This window comes from Lactiplantibacillus paraxiangfangensis, from assembly GCF_036246185.1.
In the GTDB taxonomy this organism is placed as follows: Bacteria; Bacillota; Bacilli; order Lactobacillales; family Lactobacillaceae; genus Lactiplantibacillus; species Lactiplantibacillus paraxiangfangensis.
In genome coordinates this window covers 174,604-186,477 of record NZ_BTPW01000002.1, presented here as the reverse complement: position 1 = coordinate 186,477, position 11,874 = coordinate 174,604, and the positions used below count along the sequence as shown (strand labels likewise).

Annotated in this window: 9 protein-coding genes; 4 read left to right on the top strand and 5 right to left on the bottom strand. The window is 45.2% G+C overall.

Annotated elements, in window-relative coordinates; genetic code table 11:
* Both AAA939_RS01900 and AAA939_RS01895 read right to left on the bottom strand, forming a co-directional pair.
* Positions 1-337, bottom strand: a 337-nt coding sequence (locus AAA939_RS01900; RefSeq protein ID WP_338230428.1) for a transposase family protein, incomplete at its 3' end; no start/stop codon positions are given.
* Positions 338-847: 510 nt separating this feature from the next.
* On the bottom strand, positions 848-1,426 hold the full coding sequence (locus AAA939_RS01895; RefSeq protein ID WP_338208026.1) for a TetR/AcrR family transcriptional regulator: 579 nt from the start codon (positions 1,424-1,426) through the stop codon (positions 848-850).
* A 178-nt stretch (positions 1,427-1,604) separates the two neighbouring features.
* Between AAA939_RS01895 and AAA939_RS01890 the strand changes: the two genes are divergently transcribed.
* The 4 genes from AAA939_RS01890 (at position 1,605) to AAA939_RS01875 (ending at position 9,133) form a co-directional block, all read left to right on the top strand.
* Entirely contained in the window at positions 1,605-5,954 is a 4,350-nt protein-coding gene (locus tag AAA939_RS01890) for an MMPL family transporter (protein ID WP_338208027.1), read from the top strand.
* Between the two features lie 101 nt (positions 5,955-6,055).
* Positions 6,056-6,613, top strand: coding sequence for a DNA-3-methyladenine glycosylase I (locus AAA939_RS01885; RefSeq protein WP_338208028.1), 558 nt, complete (start codon positions 6,056-6,058; stop codon positions 6,611-6,613).
* 362 nt (positions 6,614-6,975) lie between these two features.
* Positions 6,976-8,457 carry an ABC transporter permease gene (locus tag AAA939_RS01880; RefSeq protein WP_338208029.1) on the top strand — a complete coding sequence of 494 codons (1,482 nt, stop codon included), beginning with the start codon at positions 6,976-6,978 and terminating at the stop codon, positions 8,455-8,457.
* Positions 8,458-8,473: 16 nt separating this feature from the next.
* Positions 8,474-9,133 carry an ABC transporter ATP-binding protein gene (locus AAA939_RS01875; protein WP_338208030.1) on the top strand — a complete coding sequence of 220 codons (660 nt, stop codon included), beginning with the start codon at positions 8,474-8,476 and terminating at the stop codon, positions 9,131-9,133.
* A 49-nt stretch (positions 9,134-9,182) separates the two neighbouring features.
* On the opposite strand, the gene AAA939_RS01870 is transcribed toward AAA939_RS01875, so the two are convergent.
* The 3 genes from AAA939_RS01870 to apf form a co-directional block, all read right to left on the bottom strand.
* Positions 9,183-9,914 carry a CPBP family intramembrane glutamic endopeptidase gene (locus AAA939_RS01870; protein ID WP_338208031.1) on the bottom strand — a complete coding sequence of 244 codons (732 nt, stop codon included), beginning with the start codon at positions 9,912-9,914 and terminating at the stop codon, positions 9,183-9,185.
* A gap of 111 nt (positions 9,915-10,025) precedes the next feature.
* A complete protein-coding gene (locus AAA939_RS01865; protein ID WP_338208032.1) occupies positions 10,026-10,796 on the bottom strand; it encodes a LysM peptidoglycan-binding domain-containing protein in 771 nt (256 codons plus the stop codon).
* A 436-nt stretch (positions 10,797-11,232) separates the two neighbouring features.
* Positions 11,233-11,826 carry an aggregation-promoting factor gene (gene apf, locus AAA939_RS01860; protein WP_338208033.1) on the bottom strand — a complete coding sequence of 198 codons (594 nt, stop codon included), beginning with the start codon at positions 11,824-11,826 and terminating at the stop codon, positions 11,233-11,235.
* Between the last annotated feature and the right edge of the window lie 48 nt (positions 11,827-11,874).

Here is an 11,874-nt window from a genome sequence, read left to right as displayed (position 1 = left end):
AGATAATCATTTGCTTCGTATCTTCTGATATCTGGCAATGCGGTTTAACTAATGATGTTTGTGCGCTAAAAGTATGCTTACAGGATTTACACCGATAACGTTGCTTACGCAATTTTAAAATAATTGGTCGTTCTTTGACTGGGGGCATTCTGACATTAATTAGATTAGTCCCAAAACGTACTACTTCGGGCTGGCCACAAAGTGGGCAGTTCTTTAAAGGATAGGTCAGTTTAGCGTGAATGACCTGTTTGCTTGGATTACTACTATCAATATCAGTACAAATAATATTTGGGTCTTTAATTTGAAGAGTATCTTCGATAAAATGATTTTGGGACATCTTTTCTCACTTGCCTTTACTTTTACTTTGGTCGGTACGGGTGGTGCATTGGGGGAAGTTGTCCTTTTATTTTACACAAAAACTGGGTGTTGATGGATTTCCATCAACACCCAATATTCTAGAGCCGATTATTCCTGGTCTTGGAATGGTCGCTTCTTTCGGATTAAGCGGAACAAATTGCCTTTTGTCACACGTTTTGGCCATAATAATAAGGAAAGCCAATCAGAAATAGCATGCTATTTCTGATTGGCTTTTTGAGTGTTGTCTCAAACTCACTTTTAGCGTCAAACTTGATGGGTATCAAGTCTAAAATTAAAGGGATTCGATAAACTGAATAAACCGTGAACTTTTTTAGGCCAAATGAAGCTGAATTATTTCCGATTACGGCGTGAACATGCTATTTTTAATAAGCAGGATCATGATTATTGATATTAAATAATTATGATATTTATACAGAAGCCATAATGGTTGGTCCTAACTAAGTCCCAGTAATATTGTGAGGTGATTCAGTTACTCGGTTGGTTCGGAAAGATTTTTAACCGGCTTGCCCCGGTACCACCAGTCGTTGATGAAACTAGCGAGTTCTTCTGGTGATTCGTTTAAACCGGTCTTGAGCCAGTAGCGCACGACACCGACGATCCCGTTGAGATAGTATTCGAACATGTACTCTTTTTCACGACTACCGATTCCCGGAACTTTACTAGGAATCTGTGCGAGAATTTCGCGTTTGGTCGTGGCAATGAAGCTCATTAAGAAATCTTGGTCAGTCGTCAGTATAAAGGAAGTAACGGCGTGTCGTTTCTTAACCACTTCGAAGATCCCCGTCAAAATGGCTTGTAATGAGTCCGGAATCGAATGTTCATCGATCACGGCTAGGAGTTCCTTAGTTGCATCTTGTTCCATGCGATGCATGCAGTCCTTGACGTCTTCATAGTGCGCATAAAACGTTCCCCGGTTGATGTCGGCTGCTTTGCAAACGGCGGTCACGGTAATCTCATCAATGCTTTGTTCTTGTAGCAATTGGATGAGACTATCTTGAATTAAACGCTTAGTCATCTGGGAGCGCCGATTATTTTTTGTGCCTACCACTTTATTCACTCCATTATTTGAACAGTATTGTTTGATTTGTTTATTTTATGACAGTTTTATGAAAATTGTTGATTGAAATTTCATTGGTTTTCAATTAACATATTGTTATTATTTAAACACATTGTTGATTAAATGTCACGATGTCGTTTTAGAATCTGATTTAGGGAAGGGATACAGATTGAAAGGGAGCCGTAGACGCTTTACAATTCAAGCGATTATTTGGCTGGTAGTGATGGTAGCGGCCGTCATCTTCCTGCCAAATATGAGCAGTCTGGTTCGTGAAAAGGGCCAGACTAAGCTGCCAAGCAGCGCCAAGAGTCAAGTTGCACAAGTCATCCAAAATCACTGGGGGCGTGGTCAAAATAACACGCGTCAAGTGGTCGTGGTCTTTAACAACGGTGACTCACCGTTAACTGACACGCAGAAGCAGGAGATCGATGGGACGATCCAACGCTTCAAAGTTCAAAAGTCGAAGTACCATGTGAAGTCAATGACTGCCGCAAGCGATAGCGCGGCTGCCAAGAAACAATTGATTTCTAAAGATAAATCGACCGAACTTTTACAGTTAATGGTTGGTAAGAATCAGACCGTTTCAAACATGACAAAAAACATCACTGAAGGTGCAAAAACGAGTGGTGTAAAGACTTACGTTACCGGGAGTGACATCTTAAACGATGACTTCACGCAAGAAACGGAAGCCGGTATTCAAAAGACCGAAATTATTACGGTTATTTTCATCTTTATCGTGCTGACGTTAGTCTTTAGATCACCAATTACACCATTAGTATCACTGTTGTCCGTTGGGGTTTCATTTATCATTTCACTGAGTGTTGTGATGAACTTAGTTGATAAAGTTAACTTTCCATTGTCGAACTTCACCCAGGTCTTTATGGTCGTGGTGTTGTTCGGGATTGGGACCGACTACAACATCTTACTGTTTGATCAATTCAAAGAAGAGCTCAGTCATGGCGATAGTCCGGTCGCCGCGACTGGGAGAGCACTAAAGATTGCCGGACGAACGATCCTATACAGTGGGTCGTCACTATTGATCGGGTTCTCAGCCTTAGGGTTGGCGAACTTCTCGATTTATCGGTCAGCGGTCGGGGTTGCGATTGCCGTTGCCATTCTATTGCTCGTCTTACTGACGTTAAACCCATTCTTCATGGCTTTGCTAGGACCACGGTTGTTCTGGCCAACTAAGAAGTTTGCTGGTGGCAGTACGAGTAAAATGTGGCACGGGATTGCGTTTAATTCCGTCCGTTACCCAATCATTGCGTTGATCGTGGTTTTAGGCGTTTCATTGCCTTTTGTCCTAACGTACAATAACGAATTGAACTATGATACGTTAGCCGAATTAAACGATACGATTCCGGCTAAACAAGGGTTCAAAGTGGTTCAAAGTCACTTTTCAAAGGGGACGGCTGAACCGTCAACGTTATACATTAAGACTGATCACGCTTTGAATAATGAAAAAGATTTAAAAGCGATTGATAGTTTAACGAAACAGTTACAAAAAGTTAAGGGCGTCAAGACCGTCGCTTCCGTCACCCAACCAGGTGGCTCTGCCATTAGTGATCTATACGTTGGCAAGCAACTTGGGACTGTGACTAGTGGGATGAAGACCGCGGGTAGCGGGCTGACCAAGATTAGTGACGGTTTAGACACGGCTAACGGTAAGCTGAAAAAGGCTAACGTCGCGGGCAGTGTTAAAGACGTTAAGAAGTTGGCGGATGGTTCTAAGCAAGTATCCGACGGCTTAAGCGAACTGAACGGTAAAACCGGGACGTTAGCTAGTGGAACGAGCCAGTTGGCCAGTGGTGCGAATACCCTGAAGACTGGGTTGGTCACTTACACTAACGGTGTTTACACCGTCAACAGTGGGCTAAACCAGCTGAACAGCAAGACTGGGACACTCGCTAGCGGTGTCAATCAGTTAGCCAGTGGTTCAGGCCAAGTGACAAGTGGGTTAAACCAATTAAATGGTAAGACCGGAGCTTTATCCAGTGCGACCGGTCAGTTGGCTAGTGGTTCAAGCCAGGTTGCCAGCGGTGCTAACTCACTTAAGTCGAGCTTAGTGACTTATACGAATGGTGTTTATACCGTTAACAACGGCTTAGACCAATTGAATAGTCAGACCGGGACTTTGAAGTCTGGGATTACGCAGTTATTTGATGGTACCCAATCCTTAACTAATGGGTTGGATCAGTTAGATAATAGCAAGAAGTCCATTTCTGATGGGACGACCACTTTAAGCACCAGTGTTTCAAAGCTACAAGGTGGTTCTAGTGAAGTTTCTCAGGGGTTAAATCAATTAGCAGAACAGATTAAAGCTGGTAACAGCTCAGTGAGTGCTTCTGACCTTGAAAAGTTAGTCTCAGGGTTACAGGCAATCAATGGGAATATGCAGACGTTGATTGATAACTCTAGTGATTTGCCAGGAAGTATAACGGCCTTAAATCAGGCGGCAACTTCGACTAAGCAGTCACAGTCAGCTATTAGCTCTGACATGACGGCCATTAAGGGCGCGTTAGAGAGTGCTTCTGCAGCGGATGCGGCTGGTAGTCAGTCGTCATCGACAACTAGCGTGAACGGAACTACCGTGGCTGATGCAGCGGTAGCAGCTGCGGGTTCATCAGCAACTGCTGAACAGAAGTCAGCCATTAGCTCGGCCGTAACGTCAGCGGTTAACGCCCAAAATAGTGCGAATGCGAAGACGAGTTCAAGTACGGCAACGACGAAGGCCAATTCTTCAGCGGCTTCCGGTCTCAGCGCTTTATCTGATTTACAAAAACAGTTAACAGCAATGAACGCTGCCACTGATCAATTACAAACGTTGAGTACTAAGTTGGGTAAACTTTCCTCACTTGGAACGTTAGCCAACGCAAGTATCGATGCAAATAACAAGTCGATCAGTGCGGTCCAAGGGTTGCAAAAATCTTTGAGCAGTATGCAAGAATTAGAAACTGCGGTTGGCAAGTTGTCTGACGGTTCTAACCAAGTGACTTCCGGTTTAGGCGAGTTACAAACTGGAACTGACACGTTGGCAGCTAAGTTAAACCAATACACGACGGGTGTCTCAAGTGCCGCTAGCGGTGCTAACAAAGTCAACAACGGTGTCAGTGGGTTGAACTCACAAGTGCCAACGTTGACTAGTGCCATCAGCGCACTCAGTCAAGGGACGAACAAGTTAAATGCTAATTCAGGTGCGCTTAATGCCGGAACGACGCAGTTAGCTAGTGGTGCGACCCAAGTTGCGACTGGTAACGGTCAGTTGAATGCGCAAGTGCCAACGTTAGCAAACGGTGTTAGTCGTTTAGCTAGTGGGTCTTCACAAGTTTCGACTGGTTTAGGCACGTTACAAGGCCAAATTCCAACGTTAACGGGTGCCATCAGTGCGTTGAGTTCTGGGACGAACCAATTAGTTTCGAACTCAGCAGCCTTAAACGGCGGTGCTTCTAAACTGGCACAGGGTGCAACCGAATTGAATTCGAACGTGCCTGCACTAGTTAGTGGCGTCAATAAACTGAACACCGGTGCCAAGCAGGTTGCCGATGGGAACGCAACGATGTACACCACGATGCAAGGACTCGTTGGTCAAATGCAAGAATTACAAACTGGACTTAAGACGGCCAGTGACGGGACGAAGAAGGTCAATAAGGGTGTTGTTTCAGCCAACAGTTACTTAACTGGACTGAAAGATTCTGACGCTTCGAAGACTTACTACGTACCAAAGAGCGTCTTGAAGGGTAAGACTTACGCGTCAGCGTTGAAAGCGTACATGTCTGAAGACAATCACGCCACTAAGTTGACGATTGTCTTGGATACCAACCCAAGTTCGAAGTCTGCGATGAATAAGGTCTCGTCGATTCAAACGCAAGCGCAAAATAGTTTGAAGGGGACCGCGTTAGATGGCGCAACGATTGCCATCGGTGGTCAAACTTCTGAAACTAATGATACGCAAGCCATTGCGTCGAGTGACTTCATTCGGACGGCGGCGATTATGTTGATTGGGATTCTGATTGCCTTAATGGTTATCACGCGTTCCGTCTTACAACCGTTCTACATCTTAGGGACGTTATTGTTAGCTTACATTATGTCCTTGAGTATCACGCGGATCTTGAGTAACTGGTTCTTAGGTCAAAGCATGTTAACTTGGAACACACCGTTCTTTGGTTTCATCATGTTGATTGCCCTCGGGGTCGATTACAGTATCTTCCTGATGATGAAGTACCGTGAATTTGATAATTCGGCAGCAACGCCAAGTACCCGAATTGTCCGTGCTTCCGCCGTTATTGGGGCCGTGGTCTTATCTGCTGCCTTGATTTTGAGTGGGACGTTCGCGGCATTGATGCCATCCGGAGTCTTGACCTTGATTCAAGTGGCGATGGTTGTGATTATCGGATTAATTATCCTGGTATTCTTCATTCCAGCTATCATTCCAAGTTTGATTCGTTTAACTTATCCGTTAACGGATCGTATGGAAAATGAAGGCACGGCGGATGAACCAACGAAGCGTCATCAAAAGTAAAATTATTTAGTGGTCGGTGTGACTAACTAAACCAAAGCAGCCTTTCGGAAAAACATTCTGGAAGGTTGTTTTTGGTTTATGATGATTAGGAGGACGAAATAATGAAACGATGTACCTGGGCAGAATCTTCAGATTTAATGCGGGCTTACCATGATCAGGAGTGGGGGCACCCTCAGCATGATCTACAGAAGCTCTTTGAATTATTATGTTTAGAGACTTATCAAGCGGGACTGAGCTGGCAAACGGTGCTTAATAAACGGGTGGCGTTTGAGGCGGATTTTCACCACTACGATATTGAACGAGTTGCCGCAATGACGACGGCTGATCTGGCGCGGTTAATGACTGACGAACGGATTATCCGGAACCGGTTGAAATTAACGGCAACTATTAATAACGCCCGGGTGATTCGTGATTGGCCAGCCGGTTCGTCGTTTGCGACGTGGTTATGGGACTTCGTCGATAATCAACCGATTCGGCAGCCTTGGCAACGCATGGACCAGATGCCCGCAACCAATGACCTCGCTAAACGGGTCTCGAAAGAAATGAAAAAGCGGGGCTTTAAGTTTGTGGGGCCCACAACCATCTATTCGTATTTACAGGCGGCTGGATTGATCAATGACCACTTGGTGGATTGTGATTGGGCGCCGGAAAATCAGTAAGAGTGTGACAAAAGGCGGGTAGTTTGTGAGCATTAACGTGGCATCAGTGATTATTCCTGGGCTTGGAATAGTCGCTGATGCCGGGTTAAGCGGAGCAAATTGCCTTTTGGCACACGTTTCGGCCATAATAATATAGAGAAGCCATTCAGAAATGGTGCTATTTCTGAATGGCTTTTTTAGTATGTCGTATTTTTGCCTTACATCTCATCCTTTAGAGTGTTAGCAATCAATAATCAAAAAAAGTCGTGACTAAGCCGATAAAATTGCGGAGGACCTTCACATTTTGACCCCATTTTCCGTGTAAGTTTAAATCTGTTAAAGCAATTTGCAAGTTCAATACTTACCTGAAGGAGGGTTTAAGCGTGAATTTTTTTAAACGCGCATGGCTCAATCTAACGGCCAAAAAAGGTCGTTCAATATTATTAATTCTTGTGACATCAGCGATTATGTTATTTGTTTTGGCTGGGTTACTGATTCGAAACGCTGCGGATACCGCAACCAGCAATGCTAAGAAGAGTGTAGGGGCAACCGTTACACTGTCAGCTAACCGGGAGGCGGCTTTTAAGAAGATGCGCAGTTCGACATCGACTAGTAAAAGCAGTCGACCGAAACTAACGACGTCGCCAGTCAAATTAAGCGATGCCAAGAAGATTGCTCAGTTGAGCAACGTTGCGAGTTACAACGCGACGGTTTCAACGTCCGCCAATGCGAAAGGGTTTGATGCCATTTCGACGTCTACCAGTAGCAGCGATACTGGGGGCGGGATGAAAGGTGGCATGGGCGCTAGTAGTAGTGGCAGTGGTGACATTGCCATCTCTGGTGTGACGAGTACGAGTAGCGTCACTAGTTTTGAAAGTAAGTCTAGCAAAATTACGAAGGGTCGTGGCATTACAGCGAGCGATGAAGGGACGAATAACGTCGTCATCGAAAGTGAACTCGCCAAGGAAGATAGCTTAAGTGTCGGCGATACCATCAAGATGAAGGCAACGACTGGCACGAAGAAGACGTATACCCTGAAGATCGTTGGGGTCTATAAAGCCTCATCCAGCGCTAGTACCCAACAGGGACCCGGTGCGACGGACCCATCTAACAGCGTTTATACGTCGTACACGTTTGCGAATACCGTTAAAGGGTCGAATTACAAAAATACGGCGGACTCCGTGACGTTCACTATTTCTGATCCGGCTAAAGTCAGCAAAGTTAAAACCGCTGGTAATCAGTTGATCAGCACGTCTAAGTACTCGTTGAGCACGGATGACAGTAGCTACCAGACGGTAAAAGCGTCCATGAATAACGTTAAGTCGTTTGCGGATAAAATCGTTTGGTTAGTTGCAATTGCTGGGACGATTATTTTAGCCTTGATCGTTATTTTAATGATTCGGGAACGGCGTTATGAGATTGGTGTGCTCCTGTCCCTCGGCGAAAGTCGGTGGAAGATTGTGGCACAGTTCTTCGCTGAAATGGTAATGGTCTTGGTGGTTTCCGTTGTGCTCGCCGGATTTGGTGGCAAGTTTGTAGGAAACCAATTAGGACAACAGCTAGTCTCACAGCAGACGACGACCGCGACAACGAGTTCGTCGACCGGTACGACTGGTCAACCAGGTGGCAGTGGTGCACCGGGCGGTAGTACTGGTAGCAAGCCGAGTGGCAATATGCAAGGTGGACCGGGTAGTAGTACCGGCAGTGCGACGGCAAGTCAGAAACAAACTGATCTGGATATTAACGTCACCGTGATGGATCTGGTTGAACTGGGTGGCTTCGGGTTAGCAATCATGTTCTTGTCGATCATGTTAGCTTCCGGTGGTATCTTGCGGTTGCAACCGAAGAAAGTCTTGATTGACTAGTGAGGAGGATAAATCGATGTTAAAAGTAAACGATTTGGGTTACTGGTACGATTGTCAGGAAAATAGCCTGTTTGAACACGTCAACTTGAACTTTGAAGCGGGCGCGTCTTACGCAATCGTGGGTCAGAGTGGTTCGGGTAAAACAACGTTTCTATCGCTATTGGCCGGGTTAGATAAACCCCGGGCTGGGCAGATTGAAATGAACGGTGAGTCTATTAACAAGATTGGCTTGACGAATTACCGAAAATCACACGTTGCCATTGTGTTTCAATCCTACAACCTGTTAACGTACATGTCACCGCTCAATAACTTGATGACGGCGATGGCAATTACGGATTCAACTCACCGTGGTGACAAACGCTACGCTACGGAAATGCTACGCAAGCTTGGCTTGAGTGATGAACAAATGACGAAAAACGTACAACGCCTGTCTGGTGGTCAGCAGCAGCGGGTCGCCATTGCACGAACGATGGTTTGCGATGCAAAGTTAGTGGTCGCTGATGAACCGACGGGTAATTTAGACGAGGAAAATACGCGCGACGTGATTGAGTTGTTTCAAAAGATTGCCCATGAGCAGCACAAGTGCGTGATTATTGTGACACACGAACCGGACGTGGCGGCAACGTGTGATCACTCGTACCGCTTAGCACAACACAAGTTTAGTCTGGAAGCTTAAAAGAAATGAAAAAGGATCTGAGTCTTGAACTCAGATCCTTTTTGTATATTTAGTTTCTAGCAGGGGTGTGACGAAAGACGATCCCCGTTAAGATTAAAATAATCACGATTTCTAGGAGTTGAAAAGCCGCGGTTGTGTGAATCAGCGGCAAGTTAATCGTTGGCTGACTAAAGCTAAAGAAGTCGTTTAGGGCGTGGATGGCAATGGGCCACCATAGTGACTGTGTTGCCTGGTATAACCCGCAGAGTAAGAGGCCAATTGCAAAGGTAAACAGTAACTGAAGCCCAGTTAGCATTAAGTCCTGATGGGTTAAGTTGACCAAGTGTGTCAGGCTAAAGTAAACGCTGCTTAGTCCGGCTGCTTGCAAGAGGCCCTTACGACTAGTGCCAAAATCGCGCAGAAGCAGTTTGAAGATGATCCCACGAAAGAGGAGTTCTTCAAAGCAGCTAACGAGAACGGCGACCAGTAACGTGAGGAGTAGGGGCGTAACGGAAGCATAAGTTAATAGGCCAAAAATGGCTGCTACCCCAACGATGAGCAAGCTTGGTCCCACAATCTCCAGTTGTTTAGTCCAATTTAAGCTGGAGCGAAAGCGTAGCGCTTGATGAATGTAGCGATTGTTTAATTCCAAGACCAAAATAATCAGAATAAGTTCTTCAATCCCAGTAGCGGTCTGCGTATTGACCGTTGCAAATAGTGGAAATTTAAATAATAGGCTGACCAAGATCAAGGCGCCAACGATGATGAGCCATAATGATGTGGCTAAACGGACAGCACGCATGGAAATCACCTTCTCTCAATTTTAGTTTTAGCATACGCCAATTAAAGCCCAAAAGAAAACCCGTTTCGAAGTTACGCTTCGAAACGGGTTAAATTTAAAATTTAGTTTTGATTAAAGGGCCCAAGCGTTCATGCCTTGTGCGTTGTATAAAGAAACGGCGGCGTTAACTTGGTCTTGAACAGAACCGCTAGAGATGTGCATGTTTTGGAATAAACCATAGGCACCACTAGTACTGTTCTTAACAGTTGAGTTCCAGCCAGATTCACGGGTGATGATCTTGTTCCAAGTTGAGGCAGAAACCCCAGTCCGTGATTCCATTTGGCTCAAGACGTAGCTTTGCGTGTTTCCACCATTGCTTGAAGTAGTGGATGAAGCAGAGCTGGCCGTTGAAGTTGCGGCTGATGAGGTCGCTTGGCTAGCAGCAGAACTCGTTGCAGCTGAAGAAGTTGCTTGGCTGGCAGCGGATTGTGGTGCAGTGCTCGTTGCAGCTGATGAACTAGCTTGGCTAGCTACTGAAGTTGCTGAAGAGGTTGCTTGGCTGGCAACTGACTTAGGTGCGGCACTCGTTGCGCTAGCTTGACTGGCAACTGAAGAAGTTGCTTGGCTAGCAGCAGATTGTGGTGCGGCGCTGGTTGCAGCTGAAGTCGTAGTTGTGGTAGTTGTACCGTTAACTTCTAACTTGTCACCGACAAAAATCAAGTTGACGTTGGATAACTTGTTAGCTTTTTCAATAGCGGAAACCGTCGTGTTATGGTTTTGAGCGATTTCAGAAACGGTGTCACCAGCTTTAACTGTAACTGTGTCGGCGTTAGCGACTGTTGCAGAAAGGGCGAACAATGCTAAGGCTGCAGTTGATGATAATACAAGGTTTTTGATTTTCATAATTATTAAATACACTCTCCTATGATTTGCGATAGTTCTTCTTTATTAACGTTCTTCACAACTTTGATGGTTTGGTGTTTGTCATAACCAATCAACAGTAACTAGTATAACTGGCCACTGTGTCATTCAAATAATCAGAACATTACGTTTTGAGCGCCAAATGTAATATAGGGCTGATTTTGTAATGAATTGTAATATTAGGTCGGGTTTTCAGAAAATGGCGATGAACGATTAATGGGATTGATCAATGTTGATGGAGGGATTGTTGCTGGCAACGGATTTTCAATGAAAATTAGGAATGAGTCAACCATGTAAATTTTCTTCCTACTTACTATAGATAGAGAGAAGAATCGCCATGTACGCAAATGAACTGTTACCTCAGACAAAAAAGCACCCAATCCGCAAAGGAATTGGGTGCTAAGTTGAATTTTAAATTTTAGTACCAGCCGTTTGATAACCAGTGGCTCTTAGCGTTGTCCCATGAACCATAACGGGAAGCAACGTAGCTATCAGCAACGCGTTCTTGGTTAGCAGCGGAGTAGTCACCGTTTAAGTAGGAAGCACTTAATTGGTATTTACCGATGTATTGACCGTTACGTGCTGAGTATGAACCGCCAGATTCTTTTCCAGCGATCCAAGCTTTAGCAGAACCACCACTGTAGTTAGAACTTGAAGCAGTGTTGTTGTTTTGAGTGGTCGTCTTAGCAACTGGTGCGCTGTAGCTTTGCGTCTGAGTTTGGCTCGATTGAGTGCTTTGAGTCGTTGCTGCAGGTTGGCTAGTTTGAGTGGTCGTGGTTGCGGCGGCGCCGTTACCGTTAACTTCAAGTTGTTGACCAACAAAAATTAAGTTAGCGTTCTTTAATTGGTTAGCCTTGGTAATAGCATCAACCGTGGTGTTATGTTGAGCGGCGATTGCGGAAACCGTATCACCAGATTTAACAGTTACAGTTGCGGCTTGAGCGGTTGCGCCAATGGCAAAGAGACTAGCAGTAGCGGCAGCGGTAGATAATAAAGCATTCTTAATTTTCATACGTTAGGTACACTCCTATTTTTTAGTCTGAATTTGGCTTGGCCCCGT

Bases quoted from the DNA above. Each gene is read 5' to 3' on its own strand.
- AAA939_RS01875 (WP_338208030.1), top strand. From the start codon at position 8,474: ATGTTAAAAGTAAACGATTTGGGTTACTGGTACGATTGTCAGGAAAAT.
- apf (WP_338208033.1), bottom strand. From the start codon at position 11,826: ATGAAAATTAAGAATGCTTTATTATCTACCGCTGCCGCTACTGCTAGT.
- AAA939_RS01865 (WP_338208032.1), bottom strand. From the start codon at position 10,796: ATGAAAATCAAAAACCTTGTATTATCATCAACTGCAGCCTTAGCATTG.
- AAA939_RS01870 (WP_338208031.1), bottom strand. From the start codon at position 9,914: ATGCGTGCTGTCCGTTTAGCCACATCATTATGGCTCATCATCGTTGGC.
- AAA939_RS01885 (WP_338208028.1), top strand. From the start codon at position 6,056: ATGAAACGATGTACCTGGGCAGAATCTTCAGATTTAATGCGGGCTTAC.